The 24,202-nt window shown below is 53.2% G+C and carries 18 protein-coding genes; 16 read left to right on the top strand and 2 right to left on the bottom strand.

Annotated features, from left to right (window positions below; translation table 11 throughout):
- Positions 1-65: 65 nt before the first annotated feature.
- Positions 66-533 carry a MerR family transcriptional regulator gene (locus KO116_RS12680; protein WP_035566063.1) on the bottom strand — a complete coding sequence of 156 codons (468 nt, stop codon included), beginning with the start codon at positions 531-533 and terminating at the stop codon, positions 66-68.
- A gap of 326 nt (positions 534-859) precedes the next feature.
- Here KO116_RS12680 and KO116_RS12675 point away from each other — a divergent pair, with 326 nt between their 5' ends.
- From KO116_RS12675 to KO116_RS12635, 9 genes are all read left to right on the top strand, one after another.
- The gene (locus tag KO116_RS12675; RefSeq protein ID WP_035566060.1) at positions 860-1,651 is read left to right on the top strand and encodes an ABC transporter ATP-binding protein; all 792 of its coding nucleotides are present in this window, start codon (positions 860-862) and stop codon (positions 1,649-1,651) included.
- Positions 1,648-2,391, top strand: coding sequence for an ABC transporter ATP-binding protein (locus tag KO116_RS12670; protein WP_035566056.1), 744 nt, complete (start codon positions 1,648-1,650; stop codon positions 2,389-2,391). Before KO116_RS12675 ends, KO116_RS12670 begins: the two co-directional genes overlap by 4 nt.
- 167 nt (positions 2,392-2,558) lie before the next feature.
- A complete protein-coding gene (locus tag KO116_RS12665) occupies positions 2,559-3,782 on the top strand; it encodes an ABC transporter substrate-binding protein (protein ID WP_035566055.1) in 1,224 nt (407 codons plus the stop codon).
- A gap of 100 nt (positions 3,783-3,882) precedes the next feature.
- Positions 3,883-4,770, top strand: a complete 888-nt coding sequence (locus KO116_RS12660) for a branched-chain amino acid ABC transporter permease (protein WP_035566052.1) — start codon at positions 3,883-3,885, stop codon at positions 4,768-4,770.
- Between the two features lie 2 nt (positions 4,771-4,772).
- Entirely contained in the window at positions 4,773-5,765 is a 993-nt protein-coding gene (locus tag KO116_RS12655; protein ID WP_035566049.1) for a branched-chain amino acid ABC transporter permease, read from the top strand.
- A 183-nt stretch (positions 5,766-5,948) separates the two neighbouring features.
- Positions 5,949-7,103: an acyl-CoA dehydrogenase family protein gene (locus KO116_RS12650; protein WP_035566047.1), complete on the top strand. Its 1,155-nt coding sequence runs from the start codon at positions 5,949-5,951 to the stop codon at positions 7,101-7,103.
- A gap of 16 nt (positions 7,104-7,119) precedes the next feature.
- Positions 7,120-8,235 carry an enoyl-CoA hydratase/isomerase family protein gene (locus tag KO116_RS12645; RefSeq protein WP_035566045.1) on the top strand — a complete coding sequence of 372 codons (1,116 nt, stop codon included), beginning with the start codon at positions 7,120-7,122 and terminating at the stop codon, positions 8,233-8,235.
- Between the two features lie 37 nt (positions 8,236-8,272).
- Entirely contained in the window at positions 8,273-9,175 is a 903-nt protein-coding gene (mmsB, locus tag KO116_RS12640; RefSeq protein ID WP_035566043.1) for a 3-hydroxyisobutyrate dehydrogenase, read from the top strand.
- A gap of 198 nt (positions 9,176-9,373) precedes the next feature.
- Complete coding sequence (locus KO116_RS12635) at positions 9,374-10,000, top strand: glutathione S-transferase family protein (RefSeq protein WP_035566041.1); 627 nt, start codon at positions 9,374-9,376, stop codon at positions 9,998-10,000.
- Positions 10,001-10,070: 70 nt separating this feature from the next.
- On the opposite strand, the gene KO116_RS12630 is transcribed toward KO116_RS12635, so the two are convergent.
- Positions 10,071-10,991 carry a ketopantoate reductase family protein gene (locus KO116_RS12630; RefSeq protein WP_035566039.1) on the bottom strand — a complete coding sequence of 307 codons (921 nt, stop codon included), beginning with the start codon at positions 10,989-10,991 and terminating at the stop codon, positions 10,071-10,073.
- 369 nt (positions 10,992-11,360) lie between these two features.
- Between KO116_RS12630 and KO116_RS12625 the strand changes: the two genes are divergently transcribed.
- From KO116_RS12625 to KO116_RS12595, 7 genes are all read left to right on the top strand, one after another.
- Positions 11,361-12,374, top strand: coding sequence for an SIR2 family protein (locus tag KO116_RS12625; RefSeq protein WP_035566037.1), 1,014 nt, complete (start codon positions 11,361-11,363; stop codon positions 12,372-12,374).
- Between the two features lie 9 nt (positions 12,375-12,383).
- The gene (locus KO116_RS12620; protein WP_035566034.1) at positions 12,384-14,114 is read left to right on the top strand and encodes an ATP-binding protein; all 1,731 of its coding nucleotides are present in this window, start codon (positions 12,384-12,386) and stop codon (positions 14,112-14,114) included.
- A gap of 120 nt (positions 14,115-14,234) precedes the next feature.
- Positions 14,235-15,539 carry a hypothetical protein gene (locus KO116_RS24145; protein ID WP_052703768.1) on the top strand — a complete coding sequence of 435 codons (1,305 nt, stop codon included), beginning with the start codon at positions 14,235-14,237 and terminating at the stop codon, positions 15,537-15,539.
- Positions 15,540-16,001: 462 nt separating this feature from the next.
- Positions 16,002-18,137, top strand: coding sequence for an anti-phage ZorAB system protein ZorA (gene zorA / locus KO116_RS12610; protein ID WP_035566032.1), 2,136 nt, complete (start codon positions 16,002-16,004; stop codon positions 18,135-18,137).
- Entirely contained in the window at positions 18,137-18,901 is a 765-nt protein-coding gene (locus KO116_RS12605; protein WP_035566029.1) for an OmpA/MotB family protein, read from the top strand. Before zorA ends, KO116_RS12605 begins: the two co-directional genes overlap by 1 nt.
- Positions 18,898-20,490 carry an EH signature domain-containing protein gene (locus KO116_RS12600; RefSeq protein WP_052703767.1) on the top strand — a complete coding sequence of 531 codons (1,593 nt, stop codon included), beginning with the start codon at positions 18,898-18,900 and terminating at the stop codon, positions 20,488-20,490. The genes KO116_RS12605 and KO116_RS12600 overlap by 4 nt, the downstream gene beginning before the upstream one ends.
- Positions 20,491-20,516: 26 nt before the next feature.
- Positions 20,517-23,549, top strand: a complete 3,033-nt coding sequence (locus tag KO116_RS12595; RefSeq protein ID WP_035566027.1) for a DEAD/DEAH box helicase — start codon at positions 20,517-20,519, stop codon at positions 23,547-23,549.
- Positions 23,550-24,202: the final 653 nt, after the last annotated feature.

Below are 24,202 nucleotides of genomic sequence, written 5' to 3'. Positions count from 1 at the left end.
TTGCTATCTGTAATTAGCCATCTGGGCTGGCGTAGCTTTGTCGGCTAATCGAGCTGGCGGACGCGTCAGTGCATAGTGGCGGAAGAGGGGGCTGAGGCTTTATCGGCCGAACTCGCGTGCTCTTCTTCGTTTTGTGTTTCTTGAGGCTCTTTTTCGAGTAGTTCTTCGAGCGCTTGGCGGCAGCGGATCTCAGCGCTTTCAAGCTCTAGCTGAACCATGGTGATGTCTTTCATTTGTTGATCCAGCGCCGCACGGCGCTCGCCTATTTTGCTAAGCATTAGATGCAGCTGTTTTTTACTGCCGCTGCGGGTTTCGTCCCAAAGCTCGAACAGTTCGCGTATCTCTGCCAATGAAAACCCTAGCCGCTTACCGCGAATGGTGAGCTTCAGCCGTACACGGTCTTTGCTGCTGTAAACCCGGGTTTGGCCACGGCGCGTGGGGTGAAGCAATTCCTGGTCTTCGTAAAAACGGATGCTGCGGGTGGTCAAGTCAAACTCGCTGGCCAGTTCACTAATCGAGTAGGTTTTGCTCATGGTGACGTTCTCTTAAAAAGACGTTTTTCCTAAAGGTTGTCACCTATGGAACACTGACAATGAGGCTAAAACAAGTTTACGTTAACGTAAAGCGATTGTTGCAGGCAGTTGAAAAGCGTTGAAATGTAGTAAGTCATTGATATAACTGTTTTGAAAGCGCTTGTTAATTCAGAGAAATTCCCGCAATAGACCAAAGTTGTAATTGTATTGCTATAGCGACAGTTGCTAGTTTGCACATACACCTTACGTTCAGGTAAGGCAGTAGCAGCCGCTTTTGCCATGCCTGTAAAGATTTAGCACAACAACAATAAGAGGCTTGCCACTCTATGAGTGCAAACGATGTCCTTCAGGGACCTGTCCTCGAAACCCGAGGGCTGACCAAAGAGTTTCGCGGCTTCACCGCCGTGGACGATGTCAATCTCCAGGTACAGGAAGGGCATATTCACGCACTGATTGGCCCCAATGGGGCTGGTAAAACCACCGTATTTAACTTATTGACCAAATTTCTGCCGCCTACCCGCGGCGATATTTTGTATCGCGGCAACTCAATCACCAGTAAAAAATCCAACGAAATCGCCCAGCTAGGCTTGGTGCGTTCCTTTCAGATCTCGGCGGTGTTTGCGCACATGACCGCGCTTGAGAATGTGCGGGTGGCGCTGCAGCGCAAGCTGGGCACGTCGTTTCATTTCTGGAAATCTGAAAAATCCCTGGATCACCTCAATGAGCGCGCCCTAGAGCTTCTGGAAGAGGTGGGGCTGCGTGAATACGCCGATACCTTGACGGTAGAAATGCCCTACGGCCGTAAACGAGCGCTGGAGCTCGCCACCACGCTAGCGCTCGACCCCACCATGATGCTGCTCGATGAACCGACCCAAGGTATGGGCGCTGAAGACGTTGATCGCATCGTTGCGCTGATCAAGCGCGTCTCTCAGGGCCGGACAGTGCTGATGGTAGAGCATAACTTAAGCGTTGTTAGCCGCCTGTGTGACCGCATCACGGTATTGGCGCGGGGCGCGGTACTGGCCGAGGGCGATTACGACAGCGTGTCGCGCAACCCGCTGGTGCGTGAAGCCTATATGGGCAGCGATGCCGCTGAGGAAGAGGGAGCCACGGTATGATGACTGCCGAAGCACAAGCACCGATCGAAAACATGCAAAACCTGGAGATGTTGCGGGTTCAGGATCTGCACGCCTTTTATGGCGAATCGCATATCCTGCACGGCGTCAATTTTGATGTGAAGCGAGGCGAGCTGGTGACGCTGCTGGGCCGCAACGGCGCTGGGCGCAGTACCACGCTGAAATCGATCATGAACATGGTAGGGCGACGCACCGGCTCCATCGTGATTAATGGTAATGAAACGCTGACCATGAAGCCGCACCATATTCCGCGTCTGGGGGTGGGCTACTGCCCGGAAGAGCGGGGTATCTTCGCTAGTTTGGATGTTCACGAAAATCTTTTATTACCGCCCACGGTGCGTTCCGGCGGCATGAGCCTCGATGAAATTTACGCCATGTTCCCCAACCTTTATGAGCGGCGTAGAAGCCAGGGCACCCGGCTTTCCGGGGGTGAGCAGCAGATGCTGGCCATGGCGCGCATTTTACGCACTGGGGCAAGGATGCTGCTGCTGGATGAAATTACCGAAGGGCTTGCCCCGGTCATCGTGCAGAAATTGGCCGAGGTACTGGTTCAGCTTAAGGAACGCGGCATGACCATCGTCCTCGTAGAGCAGAATTTCCGCTTTGCGGCGCCGCTGGCAGATCGCCACTTCGTGATGGATCACGGTCAGATTGTCGAAGAAATCAGCGCCGCGCAGCTACCATCGCGCCGGGAACATCTCAATTCGATGCTAGGGGTATAACGCACTGATGATTAATCATTAAACGCTCTTTACGCCAAGGGCACGCCGCTCACCAATAATAATAGTAACCATTAATGAGCAGTTCGCACTTCCAAGACAGCTCAACGACAACTCAAAGCGACACCATCATCTCACAACAACAAAGGCCCCAGGGCCAGGAGAAGAACATGACCTTCATCAAAAAAACGCTGGCTGCCAGCATCGCCGTGGCGGCAGCTTCAAGCCTTGCTGTGTCTACCGCTCAGGCGGATATGAGCGACGGCGAAGTGCGCATTGGTTACCTGGCCGATATGTCCGGTACCTACCGTGACCTGGCAGGCCCAGGCGGCCTGACCGCCATGGAAATGGCGGTAGCTGATTTTGGTGGCAGCGTTGATGGGGCGCCTGTCGTGATTTCCAGTGCCGATGATCGCAACAGCGCCGACGTAGGCGCCAATACCGTGCGTGGCTGGATCGACCAGGATAACGTCGACATGGTAGGCGGTCTGGTCGCTTCCTCGGTCTCGATCGCCGTTACCAAGGTGCTCGAAGAGAATAACGGCCTGGGCATCGTTTCCGGCTCAGCGGCCTCTAGCATTACCAACGAACACTGCACGCCTAACCATATTCACTGGGTGTACGACACCTATCCGCTAGCTAACGGTACCGCCAAAGCAGTCGTAGAGCAGGGCGGCGACAGCTGGTTCATGCTGACCGCGGATTACGCTTTCGGTCATGCGCTTGAAGCCGATGTCACCAAGGTAGTGGAAGAGAGCGGCGGTGAGATTGTCGGTGGCGTGCGTCACCCCTTCCCAACGAGCGACTTCTCCTCTTATATTCTTCAAGCCCAAGGCTCGGGTGCCAAGATCGTGGGCCTGGCCAACGCGGGCGCGGATACCGTTAACGCGATCACCACGGCCAGCCAGTTTGGTTTGACGCAATCCGGCCAGCAGCTCGCGGGTCTATTGATCTTCCTGAATGACGTTCACGCCCTTGGCCTGGAAGCCACGCAGAACCTGCTGCTGACGACCGGTTGGTACTGGGATATGGACGAGCAGTCTCGTGAATGGGCGCAGCGCTACTTCGATGAAGTGGGCCGTATGCCGACCATGGTACAAGCCGGTATCTACTCAAGCACGATGCATTATCTGAAAGCCGTAGAAGCCGCGGGCACCGACGACCCTGAAACCGTGCGTGCGCAGATGGCTGACATGCCCATCGAGGACTTCTTTGCCCGCAACGGCAGCATTCGTGAAGATGGCCGCATGATTCACGATATGTACCTGGCTCAGGTGAAAACGCCTGAAGAGTCCACCGGTGAGTGGGACCTTTACGAAATTCTCAGCACCATTCCCGCCGCAGAAGCCTACCGCCCGCTTTCTGAGAGCCAGTGCAAACTGGTACAGAACTAATCCCAGGCAGCACTTGCGCTAGGAAGTCATCGCAAGAGATGTGCAAAACCGGTTGGCGGCAAGTTGCCGCCAACTGTTTGATGGCGAGGAGAGTCGCGTTATGACGATGATATTCGGCGTGCCATTGGCCGTCTTCATGGGCCAGCTGACGCTAGGTCTTGTGAACGGCGCCTTTTACGCACTGCTTAGCCTGGGCCTGGCGGTCATCTTCGGCCTGTTGAAGATCGTCAACTTTGCCCATGGGGCGCAATACATGCTGGGGGCCTTCGCCGCGCTATTAGGCTTTCGCTATTTAGGGATTAATTACTGGCTGGCGCTGCTGTTAGTGCCGCTAGTGGTTGGTGGTTTTGGGGTGCTGCTGGAGCGTTTTTTGCTGCGCCGTATTGCCCATTTGGACCACCTTTATGGGCTGTTGCTCACCTTCGGCTTAGCGCTCATTTTTGAGGGCACGCTGGTCAACTTCTTCGGTGTTTCCGGGGCGCGCTACGCGACACCGGAAATCTTCCAGGGCGGTTTGAACCTGGGCTTTATGTTCCTACCGACATATCGCGCCTGGGTGCTGGTAGCAGCGCTGGCGATGTGCCTGTTTACCTGGTTTATGATCGAGCGTACCCGTTTGGGTGCTTACCTTCGCGCGGGTACTGAGAACTCGCAGCTGATGCAAGCCTTTGGCGTTAATGTGCCGCTGCTGATTACGCTCACCTATGGATTTGGGGTGGGTCTGGCTGCCTTTGCCGGCGTGTTGGCAGCGCCGCTCTATCCGGTATCGCCGACCATGGGCTCAAGCTTGCTGATCGTGGTGTTTGCAGTGGTAGTCATTGGCGGTATGGGCTCGATTCTAGGCGCCATTATTACCGGTCTCGGTATGGGCATTATCGAAGGGCTGACCAAGGTCTACTATCCGGAAGCCGCTAACACGGTGATCTTTCTTGTCATGATCCTCGTGCTCATGTTGCGCCCCGTTGGGCTGTTCGGTAAGGAGGCATGAACATGGCAGAATCTCAATCAATGGCGGCGCCATCCGCGGTACTGGAACGTCAGAAGCGGGCCAAGTTTCGCCGCAATATGTTCTATCTGGCGCTAATCGTGGTGGGGTTGATAGCGCCGTTTTTGGCCTACCCCGTGTTCTTGATGAAAGTGCTCTGTTTCGCACTGTTTGCCTGCGCGTTCAACCTGCTGCTGGGCTATGCGGGGCTGTTGTCTTTCGGCCATGCGGCTTTCTTGGCAACAGGCGGTTACGTAACCGGCTACCTGTTGGCGAGCTACCCAGGGCTGACGCCTGAGCTGGGTATTATCGCCGGGACTGTTCTAGCCACGCTGCTTGGGGTGGTGTTTGGGGTGCTCTCCATCAGGCGTCAGGGCATCTATTTTGCCATGGTGACGTTGGCGATCGCCCAGCTGGTCTACTTCATGTTTGTGCAGGCGCCGTTTACCGGCGGTGAGGATGGCTTGCACGGCGTGCCCCGTGGCGAACTGTTTGGGTTTATCAGCCTGAGCAGCAACCTGGCGATGTACTACTTTGTGTTCGCGATTTTCATCTTCGGCTTCGCGCTGATTCAGCGCACGGTGCACTCGCCGTTTGGCCAGGTGCTAAAAGCGATTCGTGAAAACGAGCCCCGCGCGGTATCGCTGGGTTACAACACCGATGCCTACAAGCTAGTGGCGTTCGTGATCTCTGCAGGTTTAGCGGGCTTGGCGGGTTCCACCAAAACCGTGGTCTTCCAGCTGGCTTCGTTGACCGATGCGCACTGGCATATGTCCGGTGAGGTAATACTGATGACCCTGCTGGGCGGTGTGGGCACCTTGCTGGGCCCGTTAATGGGCGCAGGCATTGTGGTCAGCTTGCAGCATATCCTGGCGCAGTCGCCGCTGGGGAATTGGGTTAGCGTTATTCTCGGCATCATCTTTGTGGTCTGTGTACTCAGTTTCCGTAGCGGAATAATCGGTGAACTGGACAAGATGTATCGCAAAAACTTTAAGTAGCACCCTCCCTCTCTGTCCGATGTTGGGCGCTGTTTGGCGCCCTTTTTTTATTCATTTATTTAGGCCTACACCTAAGGTCGCAAGCGCTGTTATGTTGCTTGTAGTCGGCTAAATAGATAAGTTAACGTAAACGTCAATTACAACGACAACAGCCTGTGTGTACGCACATTTGCGGAGATAGCCATGAATTTTGAGCTCAATGAAGACCAGGTCGCCTTTGCCGATATGGCGCGGGCGTTTGCCCAGAACGAACTAGAGCCTCACGCCGCCGAATGGGATCAAACCTCCTTCTTCCCCGTCGATGTGATTCGCAAAGCGGGCGAGCTGGGCTTCTGCTCTCTTTATGCACCGGAAAGCGTGGGGGGGTTAGGGCTTTCGCGGCTGGATGCCAGCATCATTTTTGAACAACTCTCCATGGGCTGCACCTCTACCACGGCCTATCTAACCATTCACAATATGGTCACCTGGATGCTGGCGGATTTCGGCACGCCGGAAGCGGTCGAGCAGTGGGGCGCAAAACTGGCCACAGGCGAGCTGCTGGGTTCTTACTGTTTAACCGAGCCTAACTCAGGCTCCGACGCTGCCTCGCTGAAAACCACTGCCAAGCGCGACGGCGACCATTACGTATTGACCGGCAGCAAGATGTTTATTTCCGGTGCCGGGAGCACCGATTTTCTCGTGGTGATGGCGCGCACCGGCGGTGAGGGCGCCAGCGGCGTCTCGGCGTTTGCGGTTGATGCCAAGAGTGATGGCATTAGCTACGGGCGCAAGGAAGAAAAAATGGGCTGGAACAGCCAGCCAACCCGCATGATCACCTTTGAAGATGTGCGAGTACCCGCCAATCATCTGCTCGGCAATGAAGGCGACGGTTTTAAAATCGCCATGAAGGGCCTCGACGGCGGGCGTATCAATATTGCTACCTGCTCTATCGGCACCGCCCAGCAGGCAATCAACAAGGCGCGGGAGTATATGCTGGAGCGCAAACAGTTCGGTAAGCGTTTAGCCGAGTTCCAGGCACTGCAGTTCCGACTGGCCGACATGGTCACTGAGCTGGTGGCTGCACGGCAGCTGGTGCGCATGGCCGCTACCAAGCTAGATGCAGGCCACGCCGATGCACCGACCTACTGTGCCATGGCTAAACGCTTTGCTACCGATGTGGGCTTCAAGGTGTGCGACGAAGCGCTTCAACTTTACGGCGGCAATGGCTATATCAAGGAGTACCCCATGGAGCGCTACGTGCGCGATACCCGGGTACACCGGATTCTTGAAGGCACCAACGAAATCATGCGGCTGATCATCTCCCGCCGGGTGCTGGCAGACGGCGCCACCGAGCTGTAAAGGATAAGGAATGCCCATGAGCAGTGTACTGTTTACCGAACACCCCGCCCAAGACGGCCACGTCATCGCTGAAATAAAGTTGGATGCCGAGCGCTCGCTGAACGCGTTAACGCTCGAAATGTGCGAAGCGATGTTGCCGCGCCTGCGCGAATGGGCCACTGATGAACGTGTGGTGGCGATATTGCTGGATAGCGCAGGCGAGAAAGCGTTCTGTGCCGGTGGTGATGTCGTCAACCTGTATAAAACAATTACCGGCGAGGGCGACCCCAGCTTCCCCGAGCGCTTTTTCGAGACCGAGTATCGGCTCGATTTTCTGCTCCATACCTACCCCAAACCGGTGATCTGTTGGGGCAATGGTATTGTGATGGGCGGCGGCATGGGGCTGTTAAGCGCCAGTAGCCACCGTGTCGTGACCGAGACATCGCGTTTGGCAATGCCGGAAGTCACCATTGGGCTTTACCCGGATGTTGGTGCCAGCTGGTTTTTAAACCGGCTTCCCAACGGCGCAGGGCGCTTTCTAGCCATGACCGGCTGCCAGATCAATGCGCCAGATGCCGTGCATCTAGGTTTGGCTGACCGCTGTATCGCCAGCCACCACCGTGATGCCATGCTGCAGCAACTGACCGACGCACAATGGGGAGCCGGTGAGCATACCGATGCCAACGGGGTGGTTAACCGCATCATGCGTGAGCTTGAGCAAACATCCCAGCCTGTATTTGCTGAGATGGAAGCGCCCGTATACCAGCACTCACCGCTGATTCGCGAGTTGATGGATCACGACAGCGTGGAGCAAATTGTCGCCGCTATTACGGCGGTAAAAAGCGACAATAAGTGGTTTGGCAAGGCACAGAAAACGCTGGCCCACGGTAGCCCGGTGTCAGTGAAATTGATTGATGAGCAGCTAAAGCGGGCTAAACATATGTCGCTGGCAGAGGTGTTCCAATCCGAAATGTCCCTCTCGGTACAGTGCTGCCGACACCGTGAGTTCCCCGAGGGCGTGCGCGCACTGCTGGTCGATAAAGACGGGCAACCGAACTGGACGTATCCCGATGTGGCCTCGGTAGAGGAGAGCTTTATCAACGAGCTACTATCTTCCGCATGGTCGCAAAATCCGCTGGCGGATCTACGCTAATATAATCTTCCCATTACCGGCTAATAAGGATAATAAAATGAACACCATCGCATTTATCGGCCTGGGCAATATGGGTGGCCCGATGGCCGCCAATCTAGCCAAAGCAGGCTTCAGCGTTCGCGCTTTTGACCTTTTAGAAGACGCGCTGGAGATCGCCAAATCCAACGGCTGCGAAGTGGCTTTTTCGGCCCAGGAAGCCGCCACTGATGCCGACTTTATCATTTCAATGTTGCCCGCAGGAAAGCATGTACGCGGGCTATATATTGAAGACGACGCGCCGCTATTTGAAGTGATCAAGCAGGGGGCGCTGGTCATCGACTGCTCTACCATTGACGGGGCCACTGCCCGAGGCGTTGCAGAAGAGGGCGAGAAGCTGGGGATCGGCTTTGTAGATGCGCCGGTTTCCGGTGGGGTAGGCGGCGCTCAAGCGGGTACCTTGACCTTTATCGTGGGCGGCAGCGAGGCCGAGTTCAGGCAGGCCAAGCCGGTGCTGGAAGCCATGGGCAAAAACATCTTCCACGCCGGTGACCATGGCGCAGGGCAGGTGGCCAAAGCCTGCAACAACATGCTGCTCTCTATCCTGATGGCGGGCACCTGCGAAGCGATCAATATGGGCGTCAAAAACGGCCTGGATCCCGCGGTGCTTTCAGAGATCATGAAGCAGAGCTCCGGCGGTAACTGGGCGCTCAATGTTTACAATCCCTACCCAGGCGTCATGGAAAACGCACCGGCCTCCAAAAACTACCAAGGCGGCTTCCAAGTCGACCTAATGATCAAAGACTTAGGCCTCGCCATGGATGTCAGCCAGCAAAGCGCCTCCGCAGTCCCCATGGGCTCCGCCGCCCGCTCACTGTTCACCCTGCATAAAGCCAAAGGCAACGGTAAACTCGACTTCTCAAGCCTGATGCAGTTCTATCAGGATAAAGAGGGTGAATCGTGAGGGGGAAATGGTAAATGGAGAGTGGTGAATAGGTTTTGTAGCGCGTGGTAACGAGTAGCGAGCGCAGCGAGAAACGAGGCACCCGCGAGAGGGCGGCGAAGCCGCCCCTGAGTCGCCACCAAGCCCGCTCCAACTTGCCACTCCAACCTGTGCGAGGCAAACTCAACTTCCTCTCTTTGCTCATATACAAGGACTACCATGATCACGCTTTGGGGCCGTAACAACTCCACCAACGTCAAAAAAGTGCGCTGGGTGCTAGAAGAGCTGGAACTACCGTTCGAGCAGATCCAAGCGGGGCTTGAGCACGGGGTTAACGATACGCCGGAATACTTGGCTATGAACCCCACCGGGCTAGTGCCGCTACTCAAAGATGACGCCACCAACAGCGTGCTGTGGGAATCCAATACGATTATTCGCTACCTTGCCGCGCAGTACGGGCAAAGCAAGCTATGGATCGAAGCCCCCGCCGAACGGGCGCAGGCTGAAAAGTGGATGGATTGGTCGAACAGCACCCTATCACCCAGGCACCGCACGATCCTGATGGGCTACGTCAGAACCCCACCCGAAAAACGCGACAATGCTGCCCTTGAAGCAGGTATGCAGGCGTGTGAAGAACTGTTTGAGTTGATGGATAACGTGCTGGCCAAGCAAGCGTTCTTCTCGGGCAATGAGTTTGGCCTGGGCGATATTGCCGTTGCACCGTTTATCTACAACTTATGGCATATCGGCTTAACCTGGCAGCCGCGCCCCCATTTAGAACGCTGGTACCAACAAATCGCTGAACGCCCCGCCTACCAAAAAGTGGTCGTGATTCCTGTAACGTGAAAGATGCACTGATCTCACTCATGCATTTTGTGGGAGGGCGCTTCAGCGCGCGAATAGGTAGCGCAGCTGCCTAAAAACTATCCTCTAGCACAGCTAACTCATCATCCAACCCCTTCAACACCTCGCACACTAACCCATGGCGCTGGGCACTCTCAATCAACGGCCCCAATATCGCCCCGCGCTCGGTGGGGCGTTTGGCCTCCACGTCCTGCAACATCGAAGCCTTATTGTTCGCGGTGTTCTCCACCACCTGCCACACCAACGCTAACCACGCACCTTCACCGTTGCTATCATTGGGCGGCGCAATGCCCTCGGCTAACATAATCGCTGCGACTTCCTTTACCACAGCCACCACACGGCCCGCATAAGCTTCACCACGCAACTCGCCATTACGCACACCATTTAACGCCACCAGTGGGTTAATCGCCGCGTTCACCGCTAGCTTCTGCCACAAGCGCTGGCGAATATCATCCACCTTTGTGGCGGCAAGCCCTGCCTGGGTTAATGTTTGCGCCAGTTCTTCCGCTAGCGCACCGTGCTGGTTATGCAAATCACCCACAAAGGTATGCCCACGCCCCGCATGCACCACGCCATCATCACCGGTTAGATAAGCCCCTTCGGTTGTTGTCCCGCACAACACCGGCCCCGGCCACGCCTGAGTAATACGCGGTTGCGCCAAAAAACCGTTCTGCCACAGCACTAGCGGAGTAGAAGGGGAAATACAGTCAGTAATGCCAGCCAGCGCCGACTCAGCCACCATGGCTTTGGTAGTGATATGCACAAAAGCGGGCGGTTCAGGCGTGTTTGATGCCAGTTGAGCTATCGTCAACGAGTTTAACGGCACCACACGCTGTTCGCCCTCCGGCGTGGTCAGCATCTGCCGCGCAGGCAGCCCACTGCGGCCAACTAGCGTGGTGGCTGCTATGGGTGAAAGCGAATGGGCTAGCAGGCGGCCAATGGCGCCTGGGCCGAGTATCCAGTGGGTAGTCATATTAAGTACGTACTCAACAGCGGCGTTGCCGCCAAGCTTACCGCGTTTGTTTTAGGGGAGCGAAGGTGAAAAAAGCCGAGCAAAGGGGACTAATGGCTAGTGACGGTGGTAAATAATGTCTGATACGTTTGAGGCTAAGTGAATTTGGTGGGTGAAGTGGCCAATGACTGACAGCGTGTTATACCTGATGTGGTTATGAGGCATTATTAGATGGCTGCTTTCGACCCAAAGCGGCCCTTCCGGCGAAAGCGGCATGCTGATTCAGCCGTGTTATGCAGCCGGTACGATAATCTCTGTTAGGGCGAGTGGGGCTATCGACATGCCATAAATTAAAACGAAGGATACAGGTGCAATAATAGAGAGAGTGATATGTCTGGTTTGAACTACCAAAAACAAGCTCAGGACTTCTATGGAAAAGCACCTGTCATCATTTTGGGCAGTGGTGCCTCGGCTGCACATGGTATGTCTGGAATGTGGGCGCTGGGTAACCATCTTGTCGAAAATACTGACATTTCGGGGCTGAATGCTTCCGAGAACGATACGTGGGACGAATTCTGCCAGTTGTTAAAGGATAGTGTTGATTTGGAAGCCGCCTTATATTGCGTGACGGCTTCTGAAGAACTGACATTCAGAATCGTCAAGTCTACCTGGGCACTGATTAACTCTGAAGATAACGGAATATTTAGAAGTAGCCTTGAAGATAATTCGATGTTTCCAATGACTCGCCTTCTTCAGCATATGTTCAAAAGCAGCCTTAAAACTGTGAACATTGTCACTACAAACTATGATCGCCTAGCAGAGTATGCATGCGATCAAGGGCGGATTCACCATTTTACCGGATTCACCCATGGTTTCTTCCGTCAGTTGGCAGGCCCTGCAGAAATAACCTCGGCGCGTAGGGCTAACATTTGGAAAGTCCATGGGTCTCTGGATTGGTTCCAGTCCCCTCTGGAAGATACTGTCGCCCTTTCAAATATCAATGATATACCTGATAACTACCAACCGCAGATCGTGACTCCTGGAACACAAAAGTACCAAAAAACGCATCTTGAGCCATTCCGTTCCATTATTCATAACGCTGACCAAGCTCTCAATGAAGCGGGTTCTTATCTTTGTGTCGGGTACGGTTTTAATGACGAGCATATTCAGCCGAAACTGATGGTTAAGTGCCTCCGGCAGAATACTCCTATCACCATTATCACTTACGCGCTTTCTGATTCCGCCAAGAGGCTAATTCTTGATGGCAAAGCACAGAACTACTTGGCGATAGAGCGGGGTGAAACAGACGATCAATCCATCGTCTATTCCTCTCTCGATATGAATCCGCTTAAGGTAGAAGAAAATCTCTGGACTCTTGACGGTTACCTGTCACTCATCATGTAGGAAGAAGATATGCCGATTTTTAACTTTAACGATGAGGCGGCACTTGGGAAGGTGGCTTCCGTCGACACAACCAATGTGATTGTAGAAGTGGAGAATGTTGACCAGCTCAAAAGGTTGCAGGTTAACCATCTGGCCGTGCTCCAAAGTAGCAAGCCGGGGCAACATCTCATCGGTCTTATCACGCAGGTGACCCGTAAGCGCGGTATTGAAGAGGTTGTTGGTGACGGTATAAACGACCACCCATCCGAGCTAAATATGTGTCGTATAGCCCTCATTGGCACGATGCTGGATCGTGATGGTGAAAAGGAGAATGTGTTCCGCCGCACTCTCGAAAGCGTTCCTGAAATCGACGCGAACTGCTTCTCGCTCGAAGGCGAAAACCTCACTGGGTTTATGCGAACCCTCTCCAGTATCTCAGCCGATGGGAATACCTTGACCCTCGGCAAATACACTCTGGATGAAAACGCGGTTGCCTACCTCAACGGTAACAAGTTTTTCCAGCGCCATGCCTTTATTGGTGGAAGCACCGGCTCGGGTAAGTCTTGGACAACTGCCAAAATCATCGAGCAGATGTCGGCGCTTTCTTCGGCCAACGCCATCGTCTTCGACCTCCACGGAGAATACTCGCCCCTGGCAGAAGAAGGCATCCAGCACTTTAAGGTCGCTGGACCAGCAGACATTGAGGCTAAGAAAACCATAGCCGACGGAGTGCTCTACCTACCATACTGGCTGCTTTCGTATGAAGCACTTGTATCCATGTTCGTTGACCGCAGCGACCAAAATGCTCCGAACCAGGCCATGATTATGGCGCGGGAAATCAATCAGGCGAAGCAAAAGTACCTCGAAGAAAACAGTCAGGAAGATGTGTTAAGGCACTTTACGGTCGATAGCCCGGTCCCGTTTGATCTGGATGTCTTGATGGCGTGCTTGAATGAAATCAACGTCGAAATGGTTGCTGGAGCAAAGGCTGGTAGCGAGAAACAAGGTGAATTTTTCGGAAAACTTGCCCGTATGATTTCCCGCCTTGAGAACAAAGTCTCCGATAGACGCCTTGGCTTTATGTTCAACGGTGGTGACGATGTTCTGGACTTCACTTGGCTCGATAAATTCGTCACTGCGGTACTTGGGAGCACCGACGAGAATGACAAGGCTGGCATAAAAATCATTAACTTCTCTGAAGTGCCTTCCGACGTTCTGCCCCTGATCGTATCTCTGGTTGCGGGAGTCACGTTCTCGGTCCAACAGTGGACGCCATCGGAGCTACGTCATCCTATTGCGCTGCTGTGTGATGAGGCGCACCTCTACATGCCTCAGCGCAACATGGCTGACTCTGCTGACGACATCTCACTCGATATTTTCGAGCGAATCGCGAAGGAGGGCCGTAAATACGGCGTGAGTTTGGTGGTGATAAGCCAACGTCCGTCCGAGGTAAATAAAACTATGCTCAGCCAATGCAACAACTTTGTATCCATGCGGTTGACCAACGCCGAGGATCAGGGCGTTATCAAGCGTCTCCTTCCGGATAGTTTGGGCGGATTCAGCGATATCTTGCCCACGCTCGATACAGGCGAAGCACTTGTTGTTGGTGATGCTAGTCTGCTACCAAGCCGGATCAGAGTCGACGAGCCCCAGAATAAACCAAACAGCGGCACGGTCGATTTTTGGGATGAATGGCAAAAGCCCGCCAAGGATAAACGTTTGGCAATTGCCGTAGGTAACTGGCGTAAGCAGAATATTTAAAAGACGCTAAAGAACCGACTACGCTGATTGAGCCCTAACAAAAGCATTTTGTCGGACTGGTTTTTCGCTACGCTTCAAACCAGCCGCAAATGCAGGCGTTATGCTGTAAGGAGGTAAAGATTGCAGGAAACACTCGCAGATATTGAGGCGCTTACCCTACGGTGCCGCTCTGATCAGTCGAAGAGCTATATAGCAGAGGCTAACCAATGCTATCGCGCCGGTGCCTACCGAGCAGCGATAGTAAGTACTTGGGTCGCGGTGGTCTTCGATCTTATCGACAAGATCCGAGACTTATCGGTGAGTGGTGACGCCAACGCGATAGCCCTTGAGCATAAGCTCACCACCTATATCGGCCAGATAAACTCAGGTAATCAACAGGGAACCTCAAAGGCTCTCGAGTTTGAGCGAAACATCCTTGCTACTTGTCGAGACAAATTGCAGTTTTTTGATCAGCAACAGTTCGTAGATCTTGAGCGTCTACGAGAAGATCGACATCGATGTGCTCATCCTTCTTTTCAGCAGGTCGGTGTTCCTTATAGGCCATCCGCAGAGCAAGCTAGGCTCCATATTAGAAATGCTGTGGTTCATGTGCTTTCACAGCCTCCGGTTCAGGGCAGGGCGGCACTCGCTGGGATTAAGACCACTATTGCCTCTCAGTATTTTCCTGCATCTGTAGATAAGGCAGTAGCTGAACTTCGGAAGGCTGGCTTGGTCAGTCCAACGGATGCACTTGTGCGCTCCGTTTTGGATGCCCTCGTTTTCGGTTTTCTGACGCCTGACGACGAGTTGTACGAGAAGGATCAAGCTGTCACGGCCCTCAATGCATTGCACGAGATTTCTCCTGGTCTAGTAGAAGAGCGGCTCGGTCTTCAGTTGAGCAAAGCAATCAATGATGTGGGAGACGACAGGTTTTTGAGCGTTTTCTACCTCGTCGCGTCAGTCACGCGTGCTTGGGACCTTATTGATCAGCCATCTAAAGCTCGAATCGAGCGGTTTGTAGAGGTCGCGCCGTATGACGACCTGTCACCTGCCATAGGTGCGCTTGCCGATATTGATGAACTGCGGCCTGAATTGCAGACAAGAATCCGAGGGTTCAACCTTGACGAGCTTGCGGGAGTTGTAGAATTTCCTCAAGTTCATGATGCATGCAAGGGAAGAGCTTTTGAGCTTTTAGCGGAATCAGGCTCGTGGGATAGAACAAACGCGGTCATAACTCGAGTAATCCTGCCACTGTTTGAGGCGCTTACAGCCGAGGACGTTACAACGATCGTGAGGCTTCCCAAAGAGAGAAGGGCTGACCTTCTTGGGGCTCATACATACAAGCTCTTCGTCGATCGCGTCCGAGATGCTGAACTAATGGAAGGGTCTGAGCTTGACGATCTCCTTACCAATAATGGGGCGGAATACCTTGTGGCCCAAGCATAAGCGCATGACCAGAAGTTGCAGTCGACGGCTCCGCCGCGGCTGAGCTTTCGCATTATATCAGTGTCGACTAGTAGGCTGCTTCTGGCCGGACAACGACGGCCCCAAATAGGCCGTCGTTAACCCTCATCAAACTTCAGTATGTTCTGCCATTCCAACGCGCCATCTACCTCTATCCCTAGATACCTGACAGTACTTCCCAGCTTCGTGTGACACAGGCGCAGTTACACTGCATCTCCCAGTGCTGAGAAGGTGCCCTAAATTTGACTGAAGGTACGGTACTAAAAGATTACTTAGATAATACTTTGCCAGGTGGCTCGGTAGAGTACACAGTGGATGATAAAGTGCATTCTTCCGCCCGTGCAGGGAAGAGGATTACCGCGTGGCGTGGTGGATCTTCCGCCGTCAAACGAATTACCTGGAGCTCGTGGAGCGCCAGCATAAAAAAAGTGAATAGGGTTAAATATGTTCGACTTGATCAGTCATTTATGGCCACAGTTCGCGTTGGTACTCACGCCAGGTCTGGAAATGGAGGAAATTGCAGTCTGGATCTGGTTGCTCATGATGGTAATCATGGCCATATCAGTGATGTCTGTAATTCGGCATCGGTTGCATTTCTCACGGCGCTTGAAAAGGGTTCAGCAGCTTATCCAAGGGGAGGATCGCAACAGCCTGGCTCAGAATCGGTTTGTCACGTTGGAAAAGGCGCTTGAACAGGATCCGGTTGTTACTGGCCCTTTGTGGCGGGAATTTGATGAAAGCCTAGTTTATTCAGCAGACAAGTCCCGACTGTCCAATACGTTGGAAGCCGAGCATTTCTTCAATAACTACACCCTGGCCTATGGTCTGACTTCAAGTCGTTTGCTTGCGGCCGCGCCTGCCTTTCTAACTGCTATCGGGGTGCTGGGTACCTTTCTTGGGCTGACACTCGGACTCAAGGGCTTGCAGATTAATGCCGGAGATGTCGAGACTCTGAAAGATGGCATTTCAGTGATGATCAACGGTGCGGCTGTTGCCTTCATGACCTCGATTTGGGGTGTGGCCCTCAGCTTATTGCTTAACCTGTTTGAGAAGCTGGTAGAACGGGGGGCACTGGCAAAAATCCGTGACCTGCAGCAACGTATCGACTTTCTGTACCCACGATTACCAGCGGAGCATTCGCTGGTTCAGATTGCAGCTGCCACCGATGAAAGCAAGGAGGCGCTGCAGGAGCTGCATGAACGTATCGGCGATCGTTTACAGGAAACTGTATCTGGCATGAGTGACTCAATGCAGCAGGCCTTTACTGATGCGATCAATACCGTGATGGCACCCGCCATTCAGTCCTTGGTGAATAATACTAACCAGCAGTCAACGGATGTACTGGAGAAGCTGGTATCTGGTTTTATGGATGGCATGAAAACGGCAGGTTCAGATCAGAGTCATCTGATGAAGAATGCCGCTGAAGAAGTGCAACAGGCTGTGTCCGGTATGGCCGGCCAAATGGAGGCGCTATTCAAGCAATTGGACGAGCAGCAGAGTAGGGCAAGAGAACAGACTGAGGGCACCTCCAGAGAATTTGCACAACTGCTTGAACAGCATGTCGCAGATGCCGCGCAGCGTCAGCAGCAAATGGAGCAACGCTTCAATCAGCTCATGGAACAGATGGAACAGAAAGTCAGCACGCAGTTCGACAAGGCGGCGGAGGATGAGCGCAAACGGGCAGCCGCCCAGGAGCATTTGCATACGCAGATGGTGTCTGGATTCCAGAGTCAGCTGGAGCAATTCAATAGCGCTTCGAGCGGCCAGATCCAGGCCATTAACGAAGCCTCGGCGAAACAGCAGAGCGAAATGGGTCAGACCTTTGAATCGGCACTGGGCGGTCTGCAAACGCTTATAAGCAGCCAGGCTGCAGCAGCCAGTGAACGTGAGAGTGTTATCGAGTCCCGCTTCAATAGCCAGCTTGAGCGGCTTGCGGCAGAACAGCAGCAGTTATTGTCTGCCGTGACGCAGGGGGCCCAGCATACTCAACAGCAGATGCTTGAATTGACCAAACAGCACCAGAAGTTGATGACTAAAATGGGCGAGGTCAGTCGTTCGGTTGAGGTTAGCAGTCAGCATATGAACAACAGCTCCACTCAATTGGGTCTGCTGTCGGCTAACCTAAAGCAGGCAGCGGACGTACTAGATTCGCGCTTGCAGGCTGTAACAGAAACACTGGCGGGGGCCTCTGATCAGAACCGCGAGCTGGCCGAACAGGTGAGCTTGCAGGCGGATACGCTCAGACAATTGCAGGCAGAACTGACCACGGCGACCCAGCATTTCGAGAAGGCTGCGGTGGCTGCAGAGCAAGGCTTTGAAGTGTTTGCCAACCATCAACAGCAGTTCCTGCAGGGCATCAATACTGAGTTTCAAGGGCTTGGCCAGGCGCTCAAGGAGCAGGTCGGCGGGATCGAGCAACAGGCTGATGAGTGGCTACGCAGCTACTCCACTGAGGTGCGTACTCAGGTTGGCGAGAGGATGGAGCACTGGAACAAGAACACGCTGGAGTTTGCTGATCAGATGCGGCGCACGGTGAGTGCGATCAGTGGGATAGTGGATGATCTGGAGCAGAAGGTCTGATGCGCTTTTTAAAAAAGGGTCCCGCTAATGTGGATGAGGAAAATCCCTATTGGATGTCCTTTTCCGATGTAATGTCTGCGCTTTTGATCATATTCATCCTAGCGTCTGTTGTGCTGATCATCCAACTAATGGAAATTCAAGAAGAATTGAGAAAGCAGCAACAGGAGTTCAATCAGGAAATACAGGAGTTGCGGCAAGCAGAGCAGGTGCGTAGAACTATCCTGCATGAGGCAGCTGATTTGTTGCAACAACGTGGCATACGCGTCACGGTAAGTGAAAATGACACTGTTCTGAGTATTCCTAACGATATTCTGGGGTTTGGTACCGGTGCGCATGAAATTGGGACAGCCTATCAGGGCACAGCAGTAGAGATTGGCAGGGTGCTTAGTGATGTCATAAATAAGGATAATCGAGTTGATTACCTGGATACGATTTTTGTTGAGGGCCACACAGATAACCGCCCACTGAACGGCTTTATGGGCAAGGGAAACTGGGGGCTGTCGGCTTTTCGAGCCATCTCGCTCTGGCAGCTATGGGATGAGCTGCTGCCCGAGCAATTCTCTTTGGATGACATAGAGAATAAAGACAATCAGCCGCTGTTCTCAGTCAGTGGCTATGGGCCAACCCGACCGGCTACCAGACGACAGGATACAGAAGAAGAGCTTAGCCAGAATCGACGAATCGATATCCGCTTTACCATCAGGCGACCGAGCAGTGCAGAGTACCGTAGGGTCAGTGAGAATCTTGAGGAAGCTATACGATGAATCTTCCGCCACCTGAACTGCTGGTAATAGATTGGCCTGAGGGTACTCTGGAAAGCTGGCCGATACTGACAGAACGCCTGAAAAGGGTGGCCGGAGCTGCTGGCAAAAACGATTTGTTTTACGAAACATCCGAGGATTTGAAGCGGCTGTCGAGGGGCATGGATGGTCGGGCACTCGCTAACTTGATGCGCAAACGCATTACGGCTAGGGCCATTACTCAGCTTTGGCTGGAAGATGCCGAGTTCCGCCGCAGAATGCTGAGCCCGAAAATCCTTGCTATCTTGGTGAAGCAACAGCTTGGGCAGTTAGGCGTGGTTCCGTTGCAGAACCTGATTGCTTTGTACTTCCGCATGTTCGATGAGCTAAATCAGCATGGGGAAAACCTCAGAGAAGAACTGCAACACCTCTTAGAGCAACAGCTGTCTACACGCTTTGCACATAATTCCAAATGCTCTGGTCACCAACGGGACTTATTGTCCATTCTGTATTCCGAAGCGAAATGGCTTCTTTCAATTAATGGGCCGAAACACTTGGTGGATTACGTCTATGAGGAAGGTTTGGAGCTTGACCGGGCCTTTCTGTACTTCGAGCTACGGGGGCTCGATGATGGCCGGTATGCGAGTATCTGTCGGGCGCATTATTATTTGAATACCTTGAGGGAGTTGCCGGTTGGTCAATATCACGAGGTACTGGCTGAGCTACTCAAGCCAGCGGTCAGCCAAGCCCCCTTTGAGGACGGCAACCGTATCGGCCATGTTGCTCTGGAAATTCTTATTGATCGGGCAGGTGATGCACCGGGTGATGAGTGGCAGAATTTCATTATGGATCTGGCTGGTGATCCACGTATCGCAAGTACTGCACAGAACTATCGTGAATGGTGGCAGCCGCTGGGCGAAGATCGAATTGAAAAGGTGAGACGTTGGCTTTACAAGGAGGATTTGCGTTTATTTCTTAGCGCGTTGGAGCAATTTGGCAAGGAAAGCGGTGATGCTGCCATGCAGCGCATGTTTCCGGCTCGTAAGCGGTTTATCGAGGGACTCGACAGACTCAAGTTGGTACGCAAAACACGCCTGATGCTTGGAGCCAAAGCCGCGTTCGCGGTGAAGAGTATTCTTGGTGATGAATTAAAAACAAACTTCGTAAGACTCTCCAATGCCAACGGCATGTCTGACAAAGCGGTTATCTATATTGATTGCGGTGATTTTTGTCTGATTGAAGGCTCCCATAACTTCAAACTGTGGGTATACCTGCGGCCACCGTGGGAGAGATTGTATAGTTATAATACTAAAGAACTATCACATTCCGAACTGACGATACGTGCCCCAAGTGGATATAAGGGACTTTACGGTGTAGATGCGCCATACGAAGCCATCACCCATAGTCCCTCTACGTGGCACAACCGTTTTTTCGGCTTTTTGGCCGACCATGGGGTGTCTATTGATATCGAACAGTTGATGTTCCCAGATGACTACAGGAACTATCTCAGGCGGTTTGGCGTACCCTATGTAAAGCCGCTGAAAACGCGGCTTGATCCGTTGTCAGCTGCTAGCCCAAGAAACGATAACACTGACAGACATGGCCTGGGTTAAACCAAGACGATGAATGGCTTGAAAACATGAAAAATCATCTCAAGGATCTGTTCGGCTCGTTGATGTTTGGTCGGCAAGCAACTGGAATAGATGGCGAGCCGCTGCAGACGCAGGTTGATTCCAGCGGTTTGCTCTTTTTTGCCTCTCCCCAGACCATTGCTGAGCTTAAGGCAGGTAAGGGCTCGCCTATTGCGTTATTGCAAATGGTTGTGCTGCAGATGCTGCTTGAACAAGGCGATGCCGAGTCGTTGCCAAACGGCTATCTGGTAAGTTCGCGAGTTGCTGCCGCGCTTGATGATGAACAGGCGGATTTGCTGAATCTGCCTGGTCGCTTTACCCATGGCTTTGTCGCGAATGTGAAAGGGCATACCCGAAATTCTGGCTTCAGAGTGCAGCTTTTTGCCTCCATTGATGGGAAGGAGTATCCGATCCTCATCAAGGGCCCTTACTTACATGTTGGCCAGAGCCAGCCGTACCGTCTGAATCCGGCTGAAATGTCGGCATTTTCGGCGCTTGCAGGTCATAGTAGCCTGTCTCCTGATGAGACCGGTGAAGCCGCAAATTTGAGGTTGATGGCGCAGCTGCAGGCCGCCCGGCGCAGTGGTATGGATCTTGCCCTTGGCGCATTCAGTAATCTCGACGTGGTGGTACCTGAAGGGATTGGTGTTGTGGCAACGCGGATGCCGGATGGCAGCCTTGAGCTTTGTCCTTCACTGGGTGATGGTTCGACTCCGGATCAACTCGACAAGCGCTGGAGCCAGTTGGATCTGACCCGCGATGGTGGCGTGTTGAGGGTAGAGGAAAGACTGGTACTGCTGGAACCGGAGAAGATCGCTGCGGTACGAGAGGTGCTGGGCAGTCGGCTTATACCAGCTAACAAGGTGGAGGAGTTCATCAAGACACCCTCCGCGTTCCTTGATGCTTCTCTGATCAATCTAGATATGGGATTTTCGGTTCGCGTGCTGGGTATTGGCAAAATGCTGCACGTGGACTTCGGCCCACTGGATGACAAGAAACGGGATTGGTTTGCGACTTCATCGCGTCCCCAGCCTCCTGAATCGTTGCATAAACATGTTACTTGTAATGAAGATCTTGATGCCTTCAAGGAACGCTTGCACGCCGCCCAGGCACAGGGTGCCCAGATCGTTGAGTTTGAAGGAGAGCAGTTTGATATCAGTGAACCTGCCAATGTCTCAAGTGTCCTTAGGAACATAGAAGCAGACCTTCAGCATAAACCTGTAAAACAGGAACAGGAAGGTAACGACCAGCTCGCAACCGAGCGGGTCACGCTTCTTTTAAAGGATGCGGACGAACTCAACCGTGAATTGCTGATCAAAGCGCAGCAGCAGGACAGAGCGCCGGGAGTCGATGCCTCGAATCTGCTTCGATCGCCCTACCCGCATCAGGCCCAAGGGATCAGTTGGATGCTTGATCTGTTGCTCAAGGCTTTGGCCGACGATCATGAAAACATGTATCGGTTGCAGGGGGCTTTGCTAGCCGACGATATGGGTCTGGGCAAGACCTTCATGACTCTGGTGATGGTTGCCGAATATCTGGCCATCCAGACGGCGGCGGGTAAAACACAGAAGCCCATATTGGTGGTAGCACCGCTCAGTTTGCTGGAAAACTGGGAAGATGAGATAAGCAAGACCTTCAAGACTTCTCCGTTCCGGGATGTGAAGGTGCTGCAGGCCGGCAGGGATCTGTCGGAGTTCCGTATCAAAGGAGCCCAACGAGAGTCGCTTCAATTGGCTGATTTGCTGGATGAAAGCGATGCGATGAGCGAAGCGGATATCCGTTACTCGCTACAAATTGGATGGGAAGCCGGTACCCAGCGTCTCGATATGGGTGGCCGGGTAGTGTTGACTACTTACCAGACCTTGCGCGATTACCAGTTTTCACTCTGTGTCATTGATTGGGGTGTGGTGATTTTTGACGAAGCGCAGAATATCAAGAACCCGAATACACTGCAGACCCGCGCGGCAAAGGGGCTGAAGGCGGATTTCAAACTACTGGCAACCGGCACTCCTGTTGAAAACAGTCTGGGTGATTTCTGGTGTCTAATGGATACGGCTCAGCCGGGTTTGCTCGGCAACTGGGCAGAGTTCCGGAGTAAATGGATCACTCCGGTTACTCAGGCTACGGAAGAAACACGGGATCAGATGCGCATCGAGATCGGCTCTTCCCTGCGAGAAGCGGTTGGCCCTTTCATGCTGCGGCGAATTAAAGAGCAGCAGCTTGAAGGCTTGCCGAACAAATATATACGCTCAGGGCTACTCCAGAGCGAAGCTGGGAATCTTCATAGGGCACCCGAACTGGCAGTAGCGATGAAAGGTGGTCAGTTACAGGCTTATGACGGTGTGCTGGATAGTTACCGGCGACAGCGTGTAGAGGAAGATATGCGTGGGCAGGCACTTTCAGCGTTGCAGCAGTTGCGTTCTATCTCGCTGCATCCACGAATGGGTGATACGGGCTTGCTCCGAGTTACCGGAGCAGAAGCTGCGCGCAATGCGATTGCAGAGTCGGCAAAATTGTCGGTGGTGCTGGAGCAGCTTGACTGCATCAAGGCTAAAGGGGAGAAGGTGATTCTTTTCATGGTCACCAAACAGTTACAGATAGCGCTCAAGATGTGGCTGAGCCAGATCTATGGCCTGGACATTCACATCATCAACGGCGATACCGCAGCTGTGCAGAAAAAGCGGGACGTGCTGACTCGCAAGAAGATGATTGAGCAATTCGAATCAGTTGCCGGGTTCAATATTATCATCATGTCACCGATTGCTGCAGGTGTGGGCTTGACGGTGGTAGGCGCCAACCATGTTATCCACGTAGAGCGTCACTGGAACCCGGCGAAAGAAGCCCAGGCAACTGATCGAGTGTACCGGATCGGGCAGGCAAAGGACGTATACGTTCATTTGCCCGCTGCGCTACATCCGCAGTTCGATTCCTTCGATGTACACCTAGATCGGCTGTTGAGCGGAAAGCTGATGATCAAGGATGCGGTGGTGACGCCGGAGCCTGTGGACGAAAAAAGTATGGTTACATCCATGGGGCTTTGAATCGTGGGAGTTGGGATGGTTAGTCAAGAGTAGTAGCTGACTACTAAGGAGGCGTAAGCGATATTCCCCCTCCCCGAATTTGCGTCGCTTGTGACAACACCGTCGCATTACTGGTAGCGTTAACCAACGCGTTGATCGGTGCTCCTTCAGCAGTCTTCGGGCTACCCCCTTTTTTTGGTGTCTCACCGCGAACCAACGATCCCCAGTGCACTGGGGGAAAGCGCTTTCGATGGAGTAGCGGCCTATGCCAGCGCGCTCAGGCCCCACAGAAATGCTACCCATGAACTCCAGGGGCCCTAAGGTGTTTGTAAGTATCTTTGGAGACGAAAATACAGACGAAAATTCGCGAACAAAAGCTATTACTATGGCATTTCTGCAGGGCTTTAATAGGTCTGTGAAGTTCTATCAAGCTGCATCAGCTAACAATCGCAGGCACACGGGCAAAGTCTCTGCTGTGCTTCAACTTTGCCCGTGTTGAGGGCGTTACATCAGCACTGCCTAAAAGACCGCTTTTGGCCGATAGCGGCCAAGCCAACTTTGGTGATGCAGAGTTGCATATCCGAGAATCATGGCACTGAATGCATCTGTTGCCAGGGATAGAATTGCTTAGCCTGTGCTGTTTAGGTGTGTTGTTATTATCTGTATCAACCTGA

It is taken from the genome of Halomonas sp. KO116, assembly GCF_000734975.2.
Taxonomy (GTDB): Bacteria; Pseudomonadota; Gammaproteobacteria; order Pseudomonadales; family Halomonadaceae; genus Vreelandella; species Vreelandella glaciei.
This window is presented reverse-complemented; position numbering and strand designations above follow the sequence as displayed.